The sequence below is a fragment of the Allobosea sp. GW821-FHT12C12 genome (assembly GCF_058807355.1).
Window position 1 is genome coordinate 23,790 of the sequence record NZ_JBXAQP010000015.1, and the last position, 23,898, is coordinate 47,687.

9 protein-coding genes are annotated in these 23,898 nt (G+C 70.1%); all 9 read right to left on the reverse strand.

From position 1 onward, the window contains the following. Positions 1–15,913: leukotoxin LktA family filamentous adhesin (locus AC1RRW_RS18635; protein ID WP_492902662.1), on the reverse strand; the 15,913-nt coding region annotated here is incomplete at its 3' end. A 338-nt stretch (positions 15,914–16,251) separates the two neighbouring features. Next, positions 16,252–17,358, reverse strand: a complete 1,107-nt coding sequence (locus AC1RRW_RS18640) for a 5-methyltetrahydropteroyltriglutamate--homocysteine S-methyltransferase (RefSeq protein WP_492902664.1) — start codon at positions 17,356–17,358, stop codon at positions 16,252–16,254. A gap of 31 nt (positions 17,359–17,389) precedes the next feature. After that, positions 17,390–18,142 carry an ABC transporter ATP-binding protein gene (locus AC1RRW_RS18645; protein ID WP_492902666.1) on the reverse strand — a complete coding sequence of 251 codons (753 nt, stop codon included), beginning with the start codon at positions 18,140–18,142 and terminating at the stop codon, positions 17,390–17,392. Then, a complete protein-coding gene (locus AC1RRW_RS18650; protein ID WP_492902668.1) occupies positions 18,135–18,887 on the reverse strand; it encodes an ABC transporter ATP-binding protein in 753 nt (250 codons plus the stop codon). The genes AC1RRW_RS18645 and AC1RRW_RS18650 overlap by 8 nt, the downstream gene beginning before the upstream one ends. Next, positions 18,884–19,930: a branched-chain amino acid ABC transporter permease gene (locus AC1RRW_RS18655; RefSeq protein WP_492902670.1), complete on the reverse strand. Its 1,047-nt coding sequence runs from the start codon at positions 19,928–19,930 to the stop codon at positions 18,884–18,886. Before AC1RRW_RS18655 ends, AC1RRW_RS18650 begins: the two co-directional genes overlap by 4 nt. A gap of 1 nt (position 19,931) precedes the next feature. Then, the gene (locus AC1RRW_RS18660; protein ID WP_492902672.1) at positions 19,932–20,786 is read right to left on the reverse strand and encodes a branched-chain amino acid ABC transporter permease; all 855 of its coding nucleotides are present in this window, start codon (positions 20,784–20,786) and stop codon (positions 19,932–19,934) included. 83 nt (positions 20,787–20,869) lie between these two features. Next, complete coding sequence (locus tag AC1RRW_RS18665) at positions 20,870–22,069, reverse strand: ABC transporter substrate-binding protein (protein WP_492902673.1); 1,200 nt, start codon at positions 22,067–22,069, stop codon at positions 20,870–20,872. Positions 22,070–22,146: 77 nt separating this feature from the next. Next, on the reverse strand, positions 22,147–23,121 hold the full coding sequence (locus AC1RRW_RS18670; RefSeq protein WP_492902675.1) for a PDR/VanB family oxidoreductase: 975 nt from the start codon (positions 23,119–23,121) through the stop codon (positions 22,147–22,149). Positions 23,122–23,132: 11 nt separating this feature from the next. After that, positions 23,133–23,897 carry a GntR family transcriptional regulator gene (locus tag AC1RRW_RS18675; RefSeq protein ID WP_492902677.1) on the reverse strand — a complete coding sequence of 255 codons (765 nt, stop codon included), beginning with the start codon at positions 23,895–23,897 and terminating at the stop codon, positions 23,133–23,135. Between the last annotated feature and the right edge of the window lies 1 nt (position 23,898).

A 23,898-nucleotide genomic window follows, 5' to 3' on the forward strand; every position in this document is an offset into this window, starting at 1 on the left:
GTGAGGTCGTGACCGAGACCGCGCCGGTTCCCGTCAGAGCGGCCGCGCCGGCTGCGCTGAGCGTCGCGGCCGTGATCCCGGCATGGCTGGAGCCGACCGTCAGATCGCCCGCCGTCGTGGCGCTGCCGAGCGTGACGCCGTTGCGGCCGGCGAGCGTCGCCGCGCCGCCGGAGGTCAGCGTCGTGATCGCCAGCGTGTCGCCGGACGAGGCCGCCTGCGTGGTCGCGCCGCTGGTCGCGGTCGTAACAGTGATCGCGCCGGGCGCGTTCAGCGCGAGCGCGCCGGCCGCGTCGAGCGTCGTCGCCGTGATGCCAGCGGCGGTCGAGGTGACGACGAGATCGCCTGCCGTCGTCCTCGCGCCGCCGATGGTGACGAGGCCGGCGGCGGCGAGATTGGTGGTTCCGCCGGCGTTCAGCGTCGTGACGGTGAGCGTGCTGCCGGTGGAGGTCGCGCTCGCCGCGCCGCCGCTGGTCAGCGCATCGACCGTCAGCGCGCCGTCCGCGGCGACGGTGGCGACGCCGGTATCCGCCGTGAGGCTGGTGACGCGGGTGGTCGAGGCCGTGCGCAGGTTGACGTTGCCCTGCAGGCTGCGGGCCGAGAGGCTCGGCGCGGCGAAGCTGACGGCGGCGAGCGGCGCGCCGATGCCGTTTCCGGCATTGAGCGCGATCACGCCGCCGGCCTGGGCCGCGTTCAGGTTGACCACGCCGGCATTGCCGGTGATGGCGCCGGTGGCCGTCACGACGATCGAAGCCGTGCCTTGCGGCGCGACGAGCGCGCTGCTGACGCGGCCGAGCGTAACGCCCGTGGCGGATGCGAGGGTGAGCCGGCCCGCCGCCGTCGCGGTCGCGCCCGTTTCCATCACGATCGAGCCGGCTGTGGCGCCGAGCGCGCCCGTCGTCGCGGTCAGGCTGCGCAGCACGCGCAGCTCGGCGTCTGCCGTGAGCGTCAGGCTGTTTGCGGCGGCGAGCGCGCCGATGCGCTGCGCGACCGCCGTCTGCGTCGCCAGCGTCGGGGTCGAGATCCAGCCCGAGCCGCCGATCTGGCCGGAGATCTCTCCGTCGCTCGCGGACTGCACCGCGAACGGCGTCGCCTGGCTGCCGACATTGCCGGAGGCGTTGAGCAGGACGTTCCGCGCCGAGATCGCGACGCCGGGCAGATAGCTCGTGATCGAGCCGGCATTGGCCCTGATCGAGGCCGTGCCCTGCGCGAAGATGCGGCCGATGTCGGCATTGCCGGTCGGCTTGACGAGATAGGCGTCGCCGGCGCCGGCCGAGGCCGAGATCAGCCGGCCGCCGATCTGGTAGGTGAGGGGCGTCGCGGCCGAGCCGATGCCGCCGCCGGCGGCCGAGAGCGTCAGGTCGCCGCCGGTCTCGATCTGGACCGCATTGAGCGGCGTCGAGCTGTTCGGCGCGGTCGTGACCGTGATCGCCTGCGGGGCCTGCAGGTTGATCGCGCCGGTCGCGGTGACGCGGCCGAGATGCAGCGAGCCGCCGCCGGCCTGCCCGACGGTGGTCGACTGCAGATAGATGTCGCCCTGGGCCGAGCCGGAGAAGGTTCCGGTCGCGCTGATGAAGAGCGGCGCGGTCTGGGCGATGTCGACGGAGGTCAGCGTGACGCCGTTCGGGACCGTGTTGATGCTCGAGACGGCGACGCGCTGGTTGCTCGCATTCGTGCCGAACAGCTTGACCGAGCCCGGCGTCGTCGCGACCGCTAGCGCCTGGAGCTCCGCGGTCGAGAGCGTGCCGTTGCGGATGGCGTCGAGATTGACCGTGACGTCAGGGGCGAGCGAGCCGATGCTGCCGCCGATGTTCAGCGTCACGTCCCGGCCGACAATGATCGGCGTGCCGTTGCCGACGACGCCCGAGGCCGGCTGCAGCGCCGCCTGGTCGATCGCGGCGACGAGCTGGCCGGACTGCCAGACCGAATTGGCGGTGATGCTGGAGGCGAGGCCCGGGCGAGCGTCCGCGGAACTCGCGCTGAAAGTCTGGCTGACCTGGCTCGCCCAGCCGCTGCCATAGGCCGCGCTGAAGGTGGCGGCGTAGCTGGCGTAGCGGCTGGCGGCGTAGGCGCTGACCTCGGCCGAGGTCGCGGTCCGGCCGAGCGAGGCGTTCGCCGCGGCCTGATAGCCGCCGATGGCGGCCTGGTTCAGCGTGAAGACGCCGTTCGCCACGGTTCCGCTGCCGATCAGAGCGTTGTAGAGCCCGTAGGTCTCGTTGACATTGCGCTCGAAGACCGTGACGCCGAGTTGCGTGACCGTCGTGCTGGTGGCCAGGCCCGGCCGCGCGTCGGGCGCGGAGACGCTGAAGCTGTAATTGCTTTCCAGCGTGGCTGGCTGGAAGCGCGCCTGGCTGCTCCAGTTGTCACCATAGGCGCTGGCGAAGGTGGCCGCGTAGCTGGCGTAGAGACCAGCCGCATAGGTGCGCACCTCGGTTTCGTTCGCGGTCCGGCCGAGCGCGGCGTTCGCGGCGGACTGATAGGCCGCGACCGCCGGCTGGTTCAGCGTGAAGACGCCGTTCGTCACGGTGCCGTTGGCGATAAGCCCGCTGTAAAGGCCGTAGGTCGTGGTGACGTTGCGCTCGAAGGTGGTCACGCCGAGCTGGCGAACGGTGTTGCTGGCGGCGAGACCGGGCGCCGCGTTCTGCGCGGTCACGCTGAAGCTGTAGCCGTTCTCCAGCGAAGCCGCCTGGAAGCGAGACGTGCTGGCCCAGCCGGCGCCATAGGCCTTGTCGAAGACGCCAGCGTAACCGGCATAGCGCTCGGCGGCGTAGGCGCGCACCTCGTCGGCATTCGCGGTTCGGCCGAGCGCGAGATTGGCGAGCGCCTGATAGAGCGGGATCGCGGCGTCGCTGAGCCGGAAGACGCCGTTGGTCACGGTGCCGTTGCGGACGAGCGAGGTGTAGAGGGTGTAGGTCTCGTTGACGCTGCGCTCGAAGGCGGCGACGCTCGCCTGCGCCGCGGCGTCCGCGCCGTCGGCCTGCGTCAGCTTCAGCTTGCCCGAGATCGCCGAGAGCTGCTCTGTCGAGAGCGATTGCGCCGCGGTCTGGGCCGAGGCCGATTTGAGCGTGCCGCTGACGACGTCGACGCGGATATTGCCGCCCGTGCTGGCGATCTGGCCGATGCGCAGGTTGCCGGAGAGCTGGCGGATGCCGATGTCGCCCTGCGCCGAGATGTTGACCACGCCGCCGGTCTGGCTGCCATTGGCCAGGGTCGTCGCCATCGCCTGGATGCGCAGCGGCGTGTTGATGCCGCCGACAGCGCCGTCGCGGCTGCGGATGGTGATGTTGTTGCCGAGCGCGTGGATGTAGTTCGGATCGGCCCAGCTCGCGACTTCGAGGCCGCCGGCGGCGCGGACATTGATGTCGCCGTAGCGGCCCGAGCCCGCGTCGAGATCGGCGTTGAAGCGCCAGACCTTGGCGTCGGAATCGATGTTCAGGTGGATGCCGCCGGCGCCGGAATAGGCCGCGATCGCCGCGCCCGAGGTCAGCGAGGCCTGGATCGGCGCATCCGCCGTGCCGACCGAATCGCGCCCGATGATGGTGAGATGGTTCGACAGGATCGAGACGTTGGGCGCCTGCGTGAAGCTGCCGGAATAGGCGCTGATCCTGGTCTCGCCGCTCGGATTGACGATGTTGCCCTGTTGGCGGATGCCGGCGTTGGAGGCGATCGTGACGAGGCCGGACGCATTGCCGGCGAAGCTGATCGCGAACGGATTGTCCGCCTTCACCGAAGCCGTGACCTGCACATAGGCCTTGGTGACGTAGTTGTAGTTCCAGAAGCTGTTCGCCGTGCTGCCGGGGGTTCCGCGGAAATCCTCCGAGCAGAAGCTCGGATTGCCGCCGTTGCAGTTCCCATAGGTCTGCATGGCGTTGATGACTTCGGTATGCCCGCCATAGATGCGCTGCTGGAAGGGGATATTCGTCGCCCCGGTGTCGCTGACGATCCTGCCCTGCGGGTTCATCGTGCCGCCGGTCTGGGCGCTGCGGGCCCATTCGCTGAGGCCAGGCGAGCCCGGCGTCGGGGAACTGACGAACTCCCACGGATTGTTCGCGGTGCCGGACGAATAGCGCCAGACGCCCTGCGCGCTGGCGTTGTTGACGATCAGCCCGTCCTTCTGGAGCGTGGCTTGCTGGGTCCACTCGTAGCGCGTGCCGTAGACGGGGTTGTAGCTCGTCCTGTCGCCCGCGACGAAGCTGTACACGGCTGTCGCGTTGGCCCCGCTCAGGATGGGCTGCGCGCCATTCTGCGTCTTGTAGATCGCGATGCCGGAGCCCGGCGTATAGGCGTAGACGGTCGTGTTCGGCCCCGAGGTCACCAGCCTGTCGACGACGGTGATCTTGCTGACGGCGGCGTTGGCTCCGGCGGCCGTGCCGGTGTTGATGCGATTGACGACGAGCTCGCGCCCGCTCTGGTTGTCGACCGTCACGCGGCCGAAACCGCCGTTGACCTTCACGCTGCCCAGCAGGTTCGTGCTGATGATCTGGCCGTCGAGGAGCACCGAGCCGCCGCCCGAGGAGGCGTTGGTGTCGTCGAGGATGAAGAGCTGGTTCACGAAGTCGTAGGAGACCTGCACCGCGTTGCGCGACTTCCAGACCGGCTGGTCCGGAAAGAGCTGCGACATCGCGACGGTGCTGTAGCCATCGCGCAGATAGGCGGCGCGGCTCCCGTCGAGGCTCTGCGCCACCTCCTGGCTGATGGTGATGGACCTGTCGGTGACGCGCCCGGCCTCGATCGAGGCATTCACGTTGATCGTCGTCGCCTTGATGGCGACCTGCGCTCCGTAGATCTGCACGCCTCCGCCCTGCGCCGTGCCGTAGCTCTCGCGGTAGAGCGGCACGGTCGGGATCTGGGCGAAGAAGATGTTGTTGTCGCTGAAGCGATAGCCGCCGACGCAGTTGTAGCCGACATCGCCGACGCGGCCGATGCAGTTGCCGAAATAGACGATGCTCGTGCGCCGGTCCGGTCCGTCGGACTGGCGGCCGTAGAGGTAGAGGCTGGGATCGGCGACCCCGCCCGTCGCGGCGTTGGCCGCCGCATAGACGGTGTTGTTGATGACATACTGGCCCTGCGGCGTGCCGGGAGCGCCGCCGGGATAGCTGATCGCGTAGTCCCACTCGGAGATCGGCGAGGCGCCGGCGTTGTACATGCCGTTGGGCCCGTTCGAGGCGATGGCGACCGCCCCGTTGGGCACCGTGACGTTGAACTGCAGCGCGTCGATGCGCTGGCCCGAGAAGCCGAACGAGCCCTGCGTGTTGTTGATCGAGACAAGCCCGCCGAGATTGGTGATGTCGCCGCCGATCAGCAGCGCGGGGCCGTAGCCGCCGATGTCGTCTCGGGTATAGGCGTTGCTGATGATGACGCTGGCGGTGCCGGTTGGGTTGACGAAGTTGCGGGTCAGGTTGGTCTGGCCCTGCGCCGCGCCGGTGAACAGGATCTGCCCGGTCGAGAGGTCGGGAATATAGGCGCCGCCATCGAGGATCAGATAGGCGGCGCTGTTGTTCCTGACGGAGATGGTCGGACCGCCATTGGCGGTCAGCGAGCCGCTGCCCTGGATGGTGTCGCCATTGACGAAGACGTTGCCGCCTGCCGCGTAGAGCTGGCTGATGCGATAGGCCCAGAGATTTCCTGGCGCGATGCCGCCGACCAGCGTATCGGCGACGGTCGTGTCGGGCAGAGTGCCGGTATAGGTCGTATAGTTGTCGCGGACATATTGCGTCGCGTTGAAGAATTGATCGAAGGCGACCGTGACGGGCGCGCCGCCCGCCTTGACGTAGACGGTCGGCCGCTCGTTCAGCCCGCAGATCGAGGCTCCGGACGCGCCGCAGCCGATGACGATGTCCTGCTCGCGGAAGACGCCGCCGACGGCGCGGCCGTTCATGGCCACCGTCGAGGTCGACGCGGAACCCGGCGATTCGTCGCGCTGCGTCACCGGGATGAAGTAGAGCTGGAAGCCGTGCCCGGCGCCGTCGGTGTTCGGCGTCACCGTGCCGTTATAGGCTCCGAGGGTGACGTTCTGGGCGCTCAGCAGCGCCGCGCCCGTGTTGACGTTGAGCCGGGCATGGTTCTGCAGGTCGGTCGCCGCATCGGCGTCGGGGATGGCGATCAGGCCGCGGACATAGCCGATCGCGGTCGCGTCGCCGTAGATCGCCGTGGTGGCGAGACCGGACGCGTCGCGCCCGGCCGTGACGTTGACGTTGTCGAGGCCGGTCAGGGTGCTGTTGGCGCCGATCGTCACGGTCTGGTCGGTGCGGATGTCGGTGTCGGCCTCGGCGACGCCGACCGCGGCGAGGCCATAGGTGGTGACGAGGGCGTTCGTCTTGACGCGAGCCGTCGTATAGGTGCCGACATTGATCGTTCCGGCCGAGGTCAGCGTGTCGCCGGTCCCGAGCGTGACCTCGTTGTCGACATCGGCGCGGTATTGCGAGGTGACGCCCGCGCCCTGCAGCAGGCCGCCCGTCGTCAGCGTGACCGTGTCGTCAGCCCCGAGTTCCGTGATCGCCTGGATCGCGATCGGGCCCGGCGAGGAGATGGCGTTGCCGCCGCTGGAGAAGACGACGTCGTTGCCGAGCACGACCCGCGAGTTGCCGTCGATGCCGATCGTCGATTTCGCGCCGACGCCGTTGACGCCGCCGCCCGCGCCGGCGCTGATCGTGTCGCCGAGCGAAAGCTGGCGGAAGATGTTGCGGCTTTCGAGCTCGATGCCCTGGATGCAGCTCGTGACGTAGCAGCCGCGCGTGCCGTTGCCGATGGCGGCGAATGTCGCCGTGGCGCCGATATCGACCAGCACGTTCGAGGTCGCGTTGTGGCTGGCGAGCGAGGCGCTTGCGCCGAGCGCCGCCGCCTGCACCGCATCGACCAGGTTGGCGTAGGAATCCGTGTGCTGAGCGTTGACCAGGATTGTGTTGGCGGCGATCTGCGCGCGGGCGCCGACGCGGGCCGTCACCGTCGCCGTGTTGGCGGTGTCGGCCTGCGCGCCCGCGCCGGCGATCAGGCCGCCGCTGCCGGACACCGCCTTGGCGATCTGGGTGTCGCTGCCGGTCGCGGTCAGGCTGAAGCTGCTCGCGCCGGCTCCCGCCATCCGTGCGTCGGAGCCGAGCGTCGCGCTCGTCGTCGCGGTCGAGCGCGCATCGGCCAGCACCGCCCCGACCGAATATTTGCCGGCGATCGAGAAGCCGGTCGACGAGGCGATCTGGCGGGTGGTGTTGGTGGCGCTGATCGCGACGACAGCGTTGGGCAGGCGGACATTGTCGCCGGCCGAGGCGGTCACGGTCGAGGTCGTGCTCGCGGCGGCGTCCGAGCCGACGGCGCTGGCGTAGTAGGCGCCCGAACCTGCGAAGGACCAGGCGGCCGCGCCCGTGCCGCCGCGGCTGAACTGATGCGTCTTGCCGGGCGAGCCGCCGATCGAGGTGACCGGCGTGCCGAAGATCGAGCTGGTGGCCAGGATCGAGAGCGTGCCGGCCGTCAGCGCCCGCTGGGCCGCCGCGCCGCCGTCCATCGCCGCGATCACGGTCTGGTTCACCGTGGCGCGCGACTTGGCCGCGCCGACCGCGAGCCCGCCGGTCACCGAGACGCCGTAAGCTGCGGCCTTGGCGTCGGGCGTCGCGGTCGCCGAAACGGTGATCGCGCCGGTCCCGACATTGACGCTCGCATTGTCGCCGAGGCGGGCCTCGACGCGCGAGGTGTCGGTGGCGCGCGCATCCGCGCCGACCCCGGCGGCCAGCAGGCCACCCGCGCCGGCGGTCGCGGAGGCATAGGAAATGCCGTTGCTGCTGGCGGTGACCGACAGCGATGTCCCGCCGGACAGGGTGGCGTTGCTGGCGAGATTTGCGGTGGCCGTGCCGCTCAGGCTGCTGCTGGCGAGCGAGACGCCGAGCGCGCCGCCGCCGGCCGCGGCCGCGCCGAGCGCATCGGCGCGCGAGCCCTGCGTCGTGCTGGCGCTGACCGTCGTCGCGCCGGTCACCGTCAGCGTGCCGCCGAGCCGGGCCGTGAGCGTGTTCGAGACCGAGCCTTGCGCCACGGCCGCGCCGGCCGCCGCCGTGCCCGCGCCCGCGCCGGCCTCGACCGCGATCCGGGAGGCCGCGCCGGCCGCGCCGTCGATCGCCGCGGCGTTGACGGTGATCGAGCCCGTCGTGACGGTCATCTGGTCGAGCCGGGCGCTGATCGCGTCGGCGACCGTGGTGTAGCCGAGCGCCGCGCCGACGCCGATGCCGCCGACGCCGACGCCGAGCGCGGTGTTGTCGGTCGAGGTCTTCGAGGTCGAGGTGACCGAGACCGATGTCGCCGTGATCGCGCCGCCGAGCGCGGTCGCGCCGGTCTGCGCGCCGGTCGAATCGAGCAGGGCGGTGGCGCTGATCGCGCTCGGCGTCGCCGTGCGGGCGCGGTTGCTGACGAACCAGGCGTATTGCGAGGCGGCGTAGGCGCTCACCTCGCCGAAGGTCGCGGTGCGGCCGAGCTCGGCGTCGGCGGCGGCCTGGTAGACGGCCTGGCCGGACCCGCGCAACGAGTAGAGCCCGTTCACCGGGACGCCGTTGGCCAGGAGCGTGGCGAAGGCGTCGTCGGCCGCGATCTTGACCTGCGCGTCCGTGAGGTTCGGCGTCGCGGCTTCGAGAACCTGCCGGTAGGAGTTCAGCCCGGCCTCGCCGATGACATATTGCAGGTTGGCGGCCTTCAGCGCGGTGTAGCGCGCGGCGGCGTAGTCGCGCACCTGCTGGTCCGTCGCGGGCGTCCCCTGGAACAGCGAGATTGCGGCGTTGGCGCGCAGCGCCTGCACCCCGCTGTCGGTCAGCGTCAGGACGCCGTTGACCACGACGCCGTTCTGGATCAGGGCGAGATATTCGGCGCTGGCCGTGGCGCGGAGCTGGTCGTCGGTCGCGCCCGAGGCATAGGCCCCGCGCAGGGCGCGGTAGGTCGCAAGTCCGCTCGTGCTGAGCAGGAAGCCGGGATCGACGGCGGTGAGCTGGTTGACGCGCGAGAGCGTGCCGTCGCCGCCGATGTTGAGGTCCGCGCCGGCCGGCGCCCCCGTGCCGACGGTGATGACGTTGACCGCCGCGCCAAGGCCGAGCGAGCCGCCCTGGCCGATGGTGAAGGCGTTGGCGTCGACGCTGCGGTCGCTGATCGCCTGGACCACGACCGCGCCTGTCGTATTGACCGTGCTGTTGGTCAGATCGGCGAGCACGCTCGAATCGAGGCTGGCGACATTGGTCGCCGAACCCAGGCCGATGCCGGAACCGCCGATGGCGGCGACGCCCGTCTCCGGCGTGATCGTCGTCGTCTCGCGGGCGATGACGTTCAGCGAGGCGTCGACGGTCTGGCCGGCCAGTTCCTGGATCGAGGTGCGCCGCTGGATCGCGTTCACGCCGTAGAGCCCGGCGCGGGTCGTGTTGGCGACGTCGATCAGGTTGACCATGCCGGCGACGCCGACGATACCCGCGGCGGAGCCGCCCGCCGCCAGCGCGGTGAAGCTGTTGGTGCTCGTCGCCAGCACGTCGACCCGGCCGAAGATGCTCATCGTGGTGACGTTCGCGCCGCCGCCGATCGTCGCCAGCGTCGTGTTCTGGCTGCGGGCCACGACGAAGGCGCTGCCGAGCGCGACGCCGCCGCCGGCGCCGACGCCCGCGACGCCGTAGAAGCCGTTCGTGCTGTCGGCCGTCACGCGCAGCGAGGCGGCGTTGAGGATGCCCTGATCGACCGTGGCGGTCGTGACCGCCTCGAAGCTGTTGACGAGGCCGGTCGCGGCCGCGCCCGCGATGCCCGCCGCGAAGCCGATCGTCTTGCCGGTCGAGGATTGCGAGGACACCGCCGAAACCTGGACCGCGCCGACGCCGCCGAGACCGGCCTGGCTGGTCGAGATCGTGCCGGTGATCGAGTTCGTCAGCGAGGCGCTGGTGCGGCGCTTCAGCGTGGTCTGCGCGTCGGCGCCCGCGCCGGCCGCGCCGCCGATCGCGCCGACGACGATGTAGCTGCCGGCATAGGAATGGCTCGCCGCGTCGACCACGACCGCGGTCGGGTTCTGGCCGCCGGCGAGCCGCGTGTCGATGGTGCTGCCGTCGATCGAGGCCCGTGTCTCGCCGCCGAGGCTGTTGCGGATGGTGACGTAGCCGACCGCGCCGCTGATCGGATAGACGGCGATGCCGGCCGTCACGGCGTTGGCCATCACGGCCTGCCGCGAGGTCGCGATCACGGCCAGGCCGCGCACGCTGCGCGTCGCCATCGCCAGCTCGGGCAGGGTGGTCGAGGGGCCGGTCGGGCTGGAGAGGCTCGGCGGGCTGACGACCGCGCCGCTGCTGATCGCGAGCGAGCCGGTCCCGTTGGCGCGCGCATCGACCGAGCTGGCTTCGCCGATCGAGGCGACCGTGCCGCCGCCGATGCTGTTGCTGACGATCGAGAGGCCGCCGGCGACGCTGGGCGAGCCGCCGGCCGCGCCGAGCGCGCCGGCCGAGACGGCGATGCCGTCATGGTTCGTCGCGATCACGCCGACATTGTTCTCGGCGATGATGTCGGCGCGCTTCACGGTCGCGGCGACGTCGGTGTCGACGCTGCTGGTGGCGACGGAGCCGGCGAGGCCGACCTGGCGCGAGATCGCGATGCCGATGGCGAGCGTATTGATGCGCCCGCTCGACTCCGCCTTAGCCACGACGTCGCGCGAGGACCGCAGCCGCGCATCCTCGATCGTGGCGCCGACGGTGTTGTCGATGCTGTTCTGGACGACCGAGAGGCCGAGTGCGGCCGAGCCGAAACCGAGCCCGAGCGAGCCCGCCGTGCCGCGGATCGTCGCGGTCGTGCTGCCGTTCAGCAGGATGTCGCGGGCGGTGACGATCGTGCCCGTGCCGGTGATCCCGGCGCGCACCACGTTGTCGACCGACTGCAGCGCGACCGAGGCGACGCCGGCGAACTGGCCTGTGGCCCCGCCGAGGCCGATCGCGACGCCGGTGATGCTCGCGCCGTCCTGCGCCCTGACCGAGACGTCGCCGGATGCGGTCAGGACGACGTTGTCGATCGCGGCGATGTGGGACTGCGCCACCTCGTTGCTGAGGAAGGAGATGCCGACATTGTTGCGGCCGACCTGCACGGCGCCGGTGATGGCGACGATCGCCGCCCCGTTCGGGTTGGCGTCGCCGCCGTTGGCGACGGCGCCGCTGAACTCGACCTGGGAGGCGTCGGCCTGCGAGAAAGTCTGGCGGCCGGCGATGATGGCGTCGAAGGTCGCGTCGCGGCTGCTGTCGGAGGTGAGGACGACATTGCCCGCGACCGTGATCGTCGGCGGCGCGGCGGCCGTCCCGGCGATCTCGGCCCTCGTCGAGGTCTTGACCTTGTTGAAGACGAATGCGCCGGAAAGGCCGTTGCCGCCGAGGCCGGCGCTGATCGCGCCGGAGACGATGCGGCTCGAATTCGAGGCGACGACGTTGAGACCGTCGAGATTGACGAGGCTCGAATTGCGGATCGTCGCGCTGACGGCGTCCTGCCCGCTCGGATCGCCGATGCTGGCATAGCTCAGCGACAGGCCGACGCCGGACTGCGCGCCGCCATAGGCCGCGCCGCCGCCGATGCCGATATCGGTGGTCTGGTAGGCGTTGACGCTGGCGATCTGCGAGGCGGACAGGCCCGAGATCGCGGTCAGCGCCGAATTGACGATCGAGGCGTTGACCCGGTTGGTGACGAGCCCGACCGCCGCCGAGATCGCCGCGGCGCCGTTGCCGCCCGCCGAGACGGCGAGGCCGACGCCGACGATCGTCGCCCGGCCGCCGGCGATGGCCTGGACCGAGGTGTCATGGACGCCGGTCAGGCTCGAGCCGCTGATGCGGGAATCGGTGCTGTTGTCGAGGATGCCGATCGCGACCGCGCCGGCGATCGCCCCGCTCGCGCCGGAGGTGCCGGCGAGGTTCGCGGCGGCCGCGCCGGCGCCGACCTCGATGATGGTCGAGTTCAGCGCCCTGACGGAGGTCGTCAGGCCCGCGCCGGCCTTCTCCTGCAGCCGCGCATTGTCGATCCAGGCCGAGGTGCCCATCGTCGTCAGCGCGACGGCCGCCGTGCCGGCGGCCGAGAGGCTGGGCCCGCTGCTCGATGTCTTGGCGAAGGCCGCGGCCATGTCCCTGACGACCTGGCTGGTGCCGGGCGGCAGGGTGATGGCGACGGTGCCGTCCGCGGCTGCGGCGGCCACCGAAGCGGCCGTGATGCGGCCGGTCGTCTCGGCCGCGACGGCGATCGAGCCGGTGGTGATCAGTCCTTGTGGAGCCGTGCCCGCGAGCCGGCCGTCCGACAGGTCGTTGGAATTGTCGCCGACATAGGCGCGCGTCACAGAGCCGGCGTCGAGCACCGCGACCGAGATGCCGATGCCGTTGCCGCCGCCGATCACCAGCGCGCCGCTGAGCGCGAAGACGGAGACGAACTGGTCGGCCTTCACCGAAACCGAGTTGGCCGTGACGATCGCCTTGTTGCTGATCGAGGCGAGCGTCTGGTTCTGGATGCCCGACAGCGAGACCATGCCGTTGAGCGCGATCGTGCCGGCCGAGCGGCCGGACGTGGTCGCGATCACGAACATCTTGTCGGAGGTGTCGGCGGTGACCGACAGGTCGGTTGCGTTGATGGTCGCTCCGGCCGCGACGGCGGCGACCGTCTTGCTGCTGCGCCCGATATCGAGCAGCGAACCCCCCGCGGCAGAGCCCGTGCCGCCGTTGACGCCGCCGGTGAAGCCGAAATTGCCGCCGACATCGATCGAGTGCTGGTCGGTGTCGGCGACGATGCTGACGCCCTGCGACCAGTTCTGGAGATAGTTGTTGGCGAGAGTCGTCGACCAGCTTCCCGTGCCCGTGGTCTGGTTCAGGGTCGCGCCGCTGGCGATGTAGGCGGAGGTGTTGTTGCTGACCCGGAAATAGTCGACCGCGCCGGCGAGTCCGAGATCCGTCGAGGACGAGGAGGCGTTGGCGTAGCTCGTCAGGATGTTGTTGACGATGCCGAGATTGCCGTTGAGGTGCGACAGGACCTCGCCGAGTCCGGACCAGTTGGTCCAGGTGTTGGAGATCGGGATCTCGTTCAGCGCGGCGACGCCGATCCGGTTGGCGTTGATCGTCACGCCGGAACCGACCGAGGCGCTGGCGTCGTGCTTGTAGTTGCCCACCGCGATGCCGAAGGAGAGCGAGATCTGCGCCTCCGGATTGGAGCCGGTCGGATCCTTCGAATTCGAGTTGGTCGACGAGTCGGCGATCATGCGCACGCCGAAATCGCGCTGGCGCGCGGCGACGACGACATTGCCAGAGGCGTTGATGGTCGGCGGCGTGCCGCCGGGATCGGCCGCGATCGCGGCCCTGGCGCTGAGGTCGCTGCTAACGATGGTGACGGCGCTGCCGACCTTGATCGGCACGCCCGAGGACGCGTTCGACAGGCTCCCGAGCAGCTTGCTCAGCAGGTTGGACACGGTCGAGCCGGCAGGCCCCGCGTTGAAGAGCACGTTGTCGCCGGTCGTCGCGGTCGCGCTCGTGGCGTTCTTGCCCGTGTCGGAGACGGCCTGGACGGTGACGTCCTGGACCTTGCTGGCGCTCGTTCCCAGCGATGCGCCGAGCAGCGCGTCGGCCTCCGCCCTGTAGTCGGCATAGGCGACCGAGATGCCGGCGACGCCGCCCGACGCCGCGACCGCCGTCGACGAGGTCGAGAAGGAGTTGGTGTTCTTGGCCGTGACGCTGACGGACCCGATCCCGGCGACGCTGCCGGCCTCGACCGTCGCGCCGGAGTGGACCTTCGCCGCGGTGGTGACGTCGACGAAGCCATAGGCGACGGTCGCGGCCACGAGGCCCGTGCCGACCGAGATGGAGACCGCCGAGACGGCGAGCTTGACGTCGTTCTCGGCCTGGACCGCGAGGTTGCGGCCGACCTTGATCGTCGCGCCAGAGGCGATATCGGCCGTGACCGTTCCGAAGATCTCGCCGATCGACACCGCCGCCGCGAACGGGTTGCCGCCGCTGAGCGTGATCGCCGGCAGCGAGGCCTCCTGCCGGGCCTTGGCGACGAGGGAGACGTCGCGCGCCGCCTCGATCGTCGCGCCGTCGACGACGCGGATGCGGCTCAGAACCCGGCTGCCGACATAGCCGCCGTTCAGGCCGAAGAGGGCGCCGCCGACGCTCTGCGCCGCCAGCGCAGACAGCGGCCCGGCCGACGAGTCGGCATAGGAGGCGACAGCCGTCGCATCGGCCTTCAGCGTGATGTCCCGTCCCGTGACCGTGCCGTGGACGTCGATCGTCGAGGTCGCGCTCGCCATCCCGGCGATGCGGATGTCCGATGTCGTCGCGTCGAGCGTGACGTTGCCGGCGGCAAACGCGCTGCCCGCGCTGACGCCGGCGAGCAGCGAGCCGAACACGGCGATGTTGGGCGCCGTCAGCGTGATCGCGCCCGAATCGCCGGTCGAGGGATTGGACGACGAGAGCACGCCGCCGTTGGCCGAGCGGTTGAACTGACGGGTGTCGATGATGCCGTCGGCCGCGATCGTGATGCTGCTGGTCGCTTCCAGCGACACATTCGTGCCGTTGGTGATCATGTTGGCGCTGCCGCCGGCGCCGATGATCAGGTCCGTCGGGTCGATATAGAGCAGGCCGGCCTTGCCGCCGCGGGCCGAGAGATCGACATCGACCGCGCCGAGCGTCACCGTCTGCCTGGCGCTGAGTTCGGTGAAGCCGCCATCGCCGGTCAGGCCGCCCTTGCCCCGGAAGATCGCGCCGGATTCGACATCGAGATTGGTGCCGGCGAGGACCTTGATCTCGCCGCCCCTGCCGGCCGCGCTCTGGACAGCGCCGACGTCGAGCCTCGCGCCGCGTGCGATCGCGATCGTCGTATCGGAGGTCAGCGAGACCTTGCCGCCGTCGCCGGTGTTGACGGCGGGCCCTCCGGCGCTCGTGTCGGCCGCGCCGCGCGATGAGGAGGCCGTCCCCTGCGCGCTGATCCGCGCCGTGCCGGCGATGACGGTGCCCTTGCCGGAATGGACGGTGATCGTCCCGGCCGGGCGCCGCCCGGTGGCGTTGGCGCTGAGCGTGCCGGAGATCCGCGCCGTGCCGGCCGCGACGATCTCGATGCCGCCGCCGCGCCGCGCCACCATCGCGCCGCCATGGCGGACGCCGGAGGTGTTGACGCTGGCCGCGAACGCGGTCTGGTGCCGCCGCCGGCGTTCGCCAACATCGACCGGCGCCGCGTTGGCGATGATCTGGCCGCTGACGCTGACCGAATTCCCGTGCAGCGTGACGCCGCGCCTGGCGTTGATGCGGCCCTCGATCGAGATCGCGCCATCGGGCGAGATCGGCACGTCGTTGGCGCGAAGCCGCGCGGCAAGCGTCTCGTTGACCACGCCGCCGGGGCTGATCACGCCTTCGAGGAACTCGCGCGTCGGCGTGTTGACCGTCAGCCGGCCGGTGTTGATCGCGCCGGACGGGCCGACGGTGAATCCCGAGGAATCAGAGAAGTAGACGTGGCCGCCGATCGAGCCGTTCTTGTAGGAGTTCAGGATGCCGTTGACGACGACCGGGCCGTTGCGGACGATGTTGACCAGCGCGCCGGTATTCTGCGGCAGCTGCATGTTGACGGTCGAGCCGGCGCCCTGCTCGAAGCGGTTGAACGAGTTGTAGCCGGCGCCGCCGGAGATCGTCCGCGTCGTGATCGTGGTGGTCGCGCCCTCGACCGTGATCGCCGTCTGCGTCCGGCCGTCCGGGGTGATCACGTTTTGCGCGAAGGCCGGCGCGTTCCACAGCGCCAGCGCCATCACGTGACCCACGAAGACCTGGCCGACGAGGCAGCGGTTGCGCAGGGCCCAGACCGTCGCGCCCGGCTCGCGGGCCGGGATCTCGCGCTGCCGCAGCAGGGCAAGCGCCGGCTTAGGCCCACGCCTGTCGCGCGCGGCTGCGGTCGTCGGGCGGGCGGGCTTGCGACGGGCGATGGGCAAAGGCTCGGTCCTCGGGCTCCGACGTCGGCAGCCGGATTGCCGGTCCACCGGCCGGAACCCGGATCGTCACCCTGTCCGCGTCACGAAACGGGACAGGGCGGGCGACCCGACTTCACCATTGGTAAACCTGAGCCTCTTTAGCAAAGCCGCGGAGCCTGTGTGCAACCCCGGGCGAACGCATTGCGAACGATCGTTCGCATTCGAGCCTTCTCGGGCCGAAAGCGCCCGTTCATACGTCATTTACTTTAACAGGCGGGCGCCGCCGACGCTGCGAACCGGCGACGGCGCTGTATCTGGACGCCTTGGAAAAGGCGGTCTTCCGGCCTGTCGGCGCGGGCTCAGCCCCAGACTTCGCGGGCCGTCTCGACGATCAGTTCGAGCTTCTTCCACTGTTCGTCCTCGGCCAGCGTGTTGCCTTCCTCGGTCGAGGCGAAACCGCATTGCGGCGACAGGCAGAGCTGGTCGAGCGAGACGAATTTCGAGGCTTCGTCGATCCGGCGCTTGAGGTCGTCCTTGCTCTCGATCGTGCCGGTCTTGGAGGTGACGAGGCCGAGCACGACATGCTTGCCCTTGGGCAGGAAGCGCAGGGGCTCGAAGCCGCCCGAGCGGTCGTTGTCCCATTCCATGAAATAGCCGTCGACCGGCATGGAGTTGAACAGCACCTCGGCGACCGGCTCGTAGCCGCCCGACGCGATGAAGGTCGAGCGGAAATTGCCGCGGCAGAGATGCATGGTGACGGCGAGGTCGGCCGGCTTGTCCTTCAGCGCCTCGCGGACCATGCCGGCGTAGATCTCGGGCTGATGCGCCGGATCGTCGCCGCGCGCCCGCAGCATCTCGCGCTGCTCGGGGTCGCAGAGATAGGCGAACGAGATGTCGTCGAGCTGCAGATAGCGGCAGCCGGCGTCGTAGAAGGCGTGGACCGCCTTGTTGTAGGCGGAGCCGACATCGGCATAAAAGGCGTCCATCTCCGGATAGACGCCCATGTTGATCATCTTCCGGCCGCCCCGGTAGTGCAGCATGCTCGGGCCGGGAATGGTCATCTTAGGCGTCGAGCCGGGCGAGACGTTGTCGCGCAGGAAGGTGAAGTGCCCGATCATCGGGTGGCCCGAGAAGCCGACCTTGCCGGTGATGCGCAGCGACTTCGAGATCGTCACGCCGCCCTGGAAGTTCATGCCCGAATCGGCCGTGATCGCGTCGATCCCGTCGAGTTCCTCCATGAAGTCGAAATGCCAGAAGGCGCGGCGGAACTCGCCGTCGGTGACGCCCTTGAGCCCGACCGCCTCCTGCCTGGCGATCAGCTTGCGGATCTCGGTGTCCTCGACCGCCTTCAGCGCGGCGGCGTCGATCTCGCCTCTGGCGCGCCTGGCGCGCGCGTCCGAGACCGCCTGCGAGCGCAGCAGGCTGCCGACCATGTCGGCGCGGAAGGGTGGGGTTGTCCTCGTCATGATCGGCATCCTCTGGTCGTTTTCGGCTCGGTCAGGTGTGGTGGGTGGAGGCGCGCGCGCCGCGCCGGGGGCGGACGGGGCGGTCGGCGACGGCGAGATGGGCCGCCATCGCGGCGTCGTCATCGAGCAGGTCGGTCGAACTCGACCGATGCACGATCGCGCCCCGGTCGAGGATGATCGCGTGGTCGGTGAAGGGCAGGATCTTGCGCGCCTTCTGCTCGACCAGGATGGTGGTCAGCCCGGCCTCGCGGTTGAGTTTCGCGATCGCGGCCAGCAATTCGTCGACGATGATCGGGGCGAGCCCTTCCAGCGGCTCGTCGAGCAGCAGGAGCTTCGGGTCGAGCATCAGGGCGCGCGCCACCGCCAGCATCTGCTGCTCGCCGCCCGAGAGCTGGTTGCCGAGATTGCGCCGCCGCTCGGCGAGGCGCGGGAACAGTTCGTAGGCGCGCGCCACGCTCCAGCCGGCGCCGCGCTGCACGGCGGTGAGGTTCTCCTCCACGCTGAGCGAACGGAAAATGTTGCGCTCCTGCGGCACCCAGCCGATTCCGGCCGCCGCCCGCTTCTCCGGCGCGAGCCGCGTGATGTCGGCTCCGTCGAAGCGGATGGCGCCGGCGACATGGCGCGTCAGCCCCATGATCGTGTCGATCAGCGTGGTCTTGCCGACGCCGTTGCGCCCGAGCAGCGCCAGCGCCTGGCCCTGGGCCAGCGACAGCGACAGCCCGTTGATGACGACGGCGTCGCGATAGCCGGCGACCAGAGCGTCGATTTCGAGGAGATCAGACATGGGTGTCCTCCCCGAGATAGACGGCTTTCACGCGCGGATCGGTCGAGATCTCGTCGACCGATCCCTCTGCGAAGAGCTGGCCCTGGACCAGCACCGAGATCCGGTCGGCGAAGGAGAAGACAAGCTCCATGTCGTGCTCGATCAGCAGCACGGTGACGTCGTCGGGCAGCGCCGCGACGCTGTCGAGCACGTCGTGGCGCTCGTCCTCGGGCACGCCGGCGGCCGGTTCGTCGAGCAGCAGCAGTTTCGGCCTGCAGGCCATGCCGAGCGCGAGTTCGAGCAGGCGCTGCTTGCCGTAGGGCAGGGTGTTGGTCGGCCGCGTCATCAGCGCGCCGAGCCGCATGCGCTTCAGCAGCGCCTCGGCCTCGTCGACAACGGCGCTGTCGGCTCCGACGCGGCTCCACCAGCGCGCGCCGGAGCCCTCGCGCTCGGCGATGGCGAGGCTGATCGCCTCGATCGGCGTCAACTGCATGAAGAGCTGGTTGATCTGGTAGGTCCGCGCCATGCCGCGCCGGACCCGGCCCTGCTGGCTGACGCCGGTGACGTCCTCGCCATGCAGCGCGATCGTGCCCGAGGTGACGGGCAGGACGCCGGTGAGCAGGTTGATGAAGGTGGTCTTGCCGGCGCCGTTGGGGCCGATCAGCGCGTGGCGCGCGCCCGGCGCCACGGTCAGCGAGACGTCCGTGTTCGCCTTGAAGCCGCCGAAGGACTTGCTCAGGCCGGTGGTCTGGAGCGCCGCCGTCATGATCTGCGCTCTTCCGGCTTGCGCGCTCCAAGCCGGCTCAACAGCGGCGCGAAGGGGCGGGCGAGCTGCTCCATCAGCCGGTCGCGGCCGATCAGCACGAGGATGACGAGGATCGCGCCCATCCAGAATATCCAGTAGGCCGGCGTGATCGCCGAGAGCGTGTCCTTCATCAGCTTGAAGGCGATCGCGCCGATCAGGCCGCCATAGAGATAGCCCGAGCCGCCGATGACCAGCACGAGCAGCGTGTCGGCCGAGCGGGCGAAGTCGAGCACCTCGAGCGAGACGAACTGGGTCGTCTGGGTCAGCAGCGCCCCGGCCATGCCGGCATAGACCGCCGCGACCGTGTAGATCGCGACGATGCGGCGGGCCGGCGCGATGCCGATCGTGGCGGCCCGCAGCGGGTTCTCCTTCAGCGCCTTGAGGGACAGGCCGAAGGGCGAGTGCACCAGCCGCCGCGCCAGCAGGAAGAGCAGGAAGGTCACGGTGAGGCTGTAGGAATACGCAGCGGTGCCGGCGAAATCGAACGCGAAGCGGCCGAGGATCGGGCCGAGCGAGATGCCGAGCAGGCCGTCCGCGCCGCCGGTCAGCCAGTCGAGCCGGTTGGCGAGCTCGTGGAAGATCAGCGCGACGCCGAGCGTCACCATCAGCCGGGTCAGGTCCGTGCCGCGCAGGATCATGAAGCTCGCCGCGAAGCCGACCGCGCCCGCGATCGCGCCCGAAAGCACGAGCCCGGTCACAGGCTCGGAGATGCCGTTCTTGGCGAGCAGGCCGGCGGCATAGGCGCCGACGCCGAAGAAGGCGGCATGCCCGAGCGAGACGATGCCGGCATAGCCGAGGATCAGGTCGAGCGAGAGCGCGAACAGGCCGAGGATCGCGATCTCGTTGAGCAGGAGATGGCGATTCGGCAACAGAAGAAGCAGCGCGAAGGCACTGCCCCAGAACAGGAATTCGGGCCAGCGCCAGGCCGCCTTGCGACGCAGGAACTCACTTGGCGAGAGGGCCGCGCCGGACTGGACGGCGTCTGGTTCGACGGGCGCGTTCATCTCAGCGCCCCCTCGCGAACAGGCCGTGCGGGCGCAGCATCAGCACCGTGATCATGGTCGCGTAGATGATGAAGGCGCCGAACTGCGGCACGAGGTATTTGCCCATCACGTCGGCGACGCCGAGCAGGAGCGCGGCGAGAAAGGGGCCGGTCAGGCTCGACGTGCCGCCTACCGTGACGACGATCAGGAAGTAGAGCATGAACTTGAGCGGAAAGGTCGGATCGAGCCCGACGATCTCGGTCGCGAGCGCGCCGCCGAGTCCGGCGAGCCCCGAGCCGACCGCGAAAGTGACAGCGAAGACGGTCGGGACCGGGATGCCGAGGCCGCGCGCCACCCGGCCGTCGTCGACGGCGGCGCGGAGCTGGCTGCCGAAGCGCGTCGAGGCCAGGACCCATTGCAGCGCCAGCGCCAAGAGGCCGCAGATCAGCATGATCATCAGGCGGTAGCGGCCGATGCCGACGCCGAAGACCTGGATCTGGCCCTTCAGGAAGTCCGGCAGCTTCAGGAACTGCTGCTGCGAGCCCATCAGATAGTCCGTCGCCGCGATCGACATGAAGACGAGGCCGATCGAGAACAGCACCTGGTCGAGATGCTCGCGGCCATACATCCGGCTGTAGAGCGTCCGCTCGAAGATCAGGCCGAGCGCCGCGCTGGCGAGGAACGCCAGCGGCAGCGCGGCGAGGAAGGGGATGCCGAGCCGGTTCACCAGGATGACCGTGGCGTAGCCGCCGGCCATGGCGAAGGCGCCATGGGCCAGGTTGACGAAGTTCATCAGGCCGAGCGTGATCGAGAGGCCGCAGGCCAGCACGAACAGCAGCATGCCATAGGCGATCCCGTCGAGCAGGATGGTGGCCATGACGAGAATTGTCCCGGGGCGAGGAGGGGTTGGTCGAAGCCGGCAAGGCGCGGCTTCGACCTCGGGTCGGATGACGCCGCCGCTTACTTGCGGCCGGCCTTCACCGGGTCCTTGACGTTTTCGACCGTCGCGAACTCGACATTGTAGAGTTCGCCGTCGATTTTCTCGACCTTGCGGATATAGATGTTCTGGACGATCTCGCGGGTCGCGGCGTCGATCGAGATCGGCCCGCGCGGGCTCTCCCACGCCATGCCCTTCATCGCCTCGATCAGGCCGGCGCCGTCGGTCGCGCCGCCGGTCTTCTTCAGCGCCTCGTAGATCAGGTGCATGCCGTCATAGCCCCCGACCGACATGAAGTTCGGCCGCATGTTGTTGTTGGCCTTCTTGAAGGCCTCGACATAGGCCTTGTTCATCGCGCTCGGATGGGCGGCGGAATAGAGATGCGCCGTGATCGTGCCGAGCGCGGCGTCGCCGTAGCCGTTCAGGATGTCGTCGTCGACGATGTCGCCGGGGCCGATCAGCTTGATGCCGGACTTGTCGAGGCCGCGCTCGACGAACTGCTTCATCAGCACCGCGCCGACGCCCGACGGCACGAAGACGAACATCGCCTCGGGCGCGGCGTCCTTCACGCGCTGCAGGAAGGGCGCGAAATCCGGGTTCTGCAGCGGCACGCGCAGCGACTGCACGACCTCGCCGCCATCGGCCTTGAAGGCCTCGGCGAAGAACTTTTCGCTGTCGTGGCCGGGCGCATAGTCGGAGACGAGGCTGACGACCTTCTTGATGCCGTTCTTGGCCGCCCAGTTCGCCATCGTCACGGCCGACTGAGCCTGGGTGAAGCTGGTCCGCGTGACGAAGGGCGAGGCGTCGACGATGCTCGACGTGCCCGCCGCCATCACCACCATCGGGATCCTGGCCTGGTTCGCGACCGGCGCGGTCGCCATGGCCAGCGGGGTCAGGCCGAAACCGGCGATGACGCTGACCTTGTCGTTGAGGATCAGCTCCTGCGCCAGCCGGCGCGTCACGTCGGGCGCGCCGGTGTCGTCCTTGACCACGAGCTCCAGCGTCTTGCCGGCGACGCTCGCGCCCTTCTGGGCGACGTAGAGCTTGGCCGCGGCCTCGATCTGCCGCCCGGTCGAGGCGAAGGGGCCGGTCATCGGCAGGATCAGGCCGACCTTGACCACCTGCTGCGCCTGCGCCGGCGCGCCGGCGAGGCCGAGCGCCAGCGCCGAGCCGCCGAGGGCGAGCGCCGCGCGACGCGAAAATCCGGATGTCGTCTTCGTCATGATGATCCTCCCAAATTGTGCGATTATCGCACTATTATTCTGAATTCGCACAGTTTTCGGCTGCGCGTCGAAACCTGTCAATCCGGCCGATAGGCGGTGTCGATGGTCAGCGTGCCGTGCGCCCGCGAGACGCAGGCGCAGAGCTTGCGGTTCTCCTGCTTCTGGTGCGCGCTGAAGAAGACGTCGCGATGATCGACCGCGCCGTCGCAGGCGAGGATGTCGACCGCGCAAAGCCCGCACTCGCCGCGCCGGCAATCGGAGATCACGTCGAGCCCGGCCTCCTCCAGCGCCTCCAGCAGGCTGCGCGAGGCCGGCACCGTGATCTCGCGGCCGAAGCGCGGGAGCCTGACCACGAAGGGCTCGGTCGCGAGGTTGCCGCTGGAGCCAAAGGTTTCCCAGCGCAGGTCGGAGGCGGGCCGGCCTTGCGCGTCCCAGGCCCGCTTGGCGGCGTCCAGCATCGGCATCGGCCCGCAGATCGCCGCGAGCCCGCCGGGCGCGAGGCCGGCGAAAGCCGCGGCCAGATCGAGCCGGCCGCCCTGCGCCGACGCATGGAGCCGGTAACGTTCGCCGAGGCAGGATCGCAGCCGCCGCGCATAGGCGGCCTCTTCGCGCTGCCGGACGGCGTGGACCAGGGAGACGTCCGCCCCCTTCGCGACGAGTTCCTCGGCCATGCCGACCAGCGGCGTGATGCCGATGCCCCCGGCGATCAGCAGATAGGCGCCGCGGCCGGGCTCGACCGAGAAGCTGTCGATCGGTTCGCAGATGCTGAGCCTTGCGCCCGGCCGCATCCGCCACATCGCCAGCGAGCCGCCGCGGCTGTCGGCGCGGCGCTTCACCGCGATGCGGTAGCAGGGCTCGCCCGTCCGGCCGACCAGCGAGTAGGAGCGGGTGTCGGGCCGCTCGCCGATGACGAGCGCGATGTCGAGATGCGCGCCCGGCCGGAACCGCGCGACCGGGCGGCCGAGCGGGGCGATCGCGATCTCGCGGACGCCGTCCGCAACCTCGGCGACCGCCGCGATCTCCGCCTCTCCCCAGATCGTCGCGAAGCGCATCGGTCCGCCCCTCAACCGTCGCTCAGGGTGCGGATCAGCGCCGCGCCCGGCACCAGCGCCAGCGCCTCGCGATGGCGCAGCGCCCGGCTGAGATTGCGGCCGGCGAGACGCGAGTGCTCGCGCATCACCTGCTCGGCCCTGGCCCCTTCGCCGGCCGTCAGCGCCTCGAGGATGCAGCGATGCTGGTCCTGAGCCACGATCAGGACCGTGCCGGCGCCGGGCATGTCTGCCTGCGCCATCACGAAGGCGCTGGGCGAGGCGAACGGAAGCGTCATCACCCGCTCGATCTGCCGCTCCAGCGTGCCGCTGCCCGCGAGGGCGACCACCTGCCGGTGGAAGGCGGCGTTGAGGTCGACATAGGCCGAGAAGGCGGCGAGCGAGGTCATGGCCTCCTCGACGACCGCGTCGATCCGGTCGAGCCCGCGCCTGATCTGGTCGAGCGCATGCGGGCTCGGGCCGCGTTCGGCGGCGAGGCGGGCCGCCAGTCCTTCCAGCGCGCCACGCATCTCGATCGAATCCAGCACCTCGCGCTCGCTGAAGGCGCGGGCCGTGAAGCCGCCGTTGGGAAGCGGCTCCAGCAGGCCTTCCTCCGCGAGCAGCAGCAGCGCGGCGCGGATCGGCGTGCGCGAGACGCCGAGCCGCTCGACCATGCCCTGCTCGGTCAGGCGCTCGCCGGCCGAGACCGCGCCGCCGAGCACGAGCTCGCGCAGGGCGAGCTGGGCCTTGACGGTCTGCGAGCCGGCCTTGTCCGCGTCCCGGTCGAGCGCGAGCGACATG

Coding starts and splice junctions, on each gene's coding strand:
- AC1RRW_RS18640 (WP_492902664.1), bottom strand. CDS start 17,358: ATGACGAGGACAACCCCACCCTTCCGCGCCGACATGGTCGGCAGCCTG.
- AC1RRW_RS18645 (WP_492902666.1), bottom strand. CDS start 18,142: ATGTCTGATCTCCTCGAAATCGACGCTCTGGTCGCCGGCTATCGCGAC.
- AC1RRW_RS18650 (WP_492902668.1), bottom strand. CDS start 18,887: ATGACGGCGGCGCTCCAGACCACCGGCCTGAGCAAGTCCTTCGGCGGC.
- AC1RRW_RS18655 (WP_492902670.1), bottom strand. CDS start 19,930: ATGAACGCGCCCGTCGAACCAGACGCCGTCCAGTCCGGCGCGGCCCTC.
- AC1RRW_RS18660 (WP_492902672.1), bottom strand. CDS start 20,786: ATGGCCACCATCCTGCTCGACGGGATCGCCTATGGCATGCTGCTGTTC.
- AC1RRW_RS18665 (WP_492902673.1), bottom strand. CDS start 22,069: ATGACGAAGACGACATCCGGATTTTCGCGTCGCGCGGCGCTCGCCCTC.
- AC1RRW_RS18670 (WP_492902675.1), bottom strand. CDS start 23,121: ATGCGCTTCGCGACGATCTGGGGAGAGGCGGAGATCGCGGCGGTCGCC.
- AC1RRW_RS18675 (WP_492902677.1), bottom strand. CDS start 23,897: ATGTCGCTCGCGCTCGACCGGGACGCGGACAAGGCCGGCTCGCAGACC.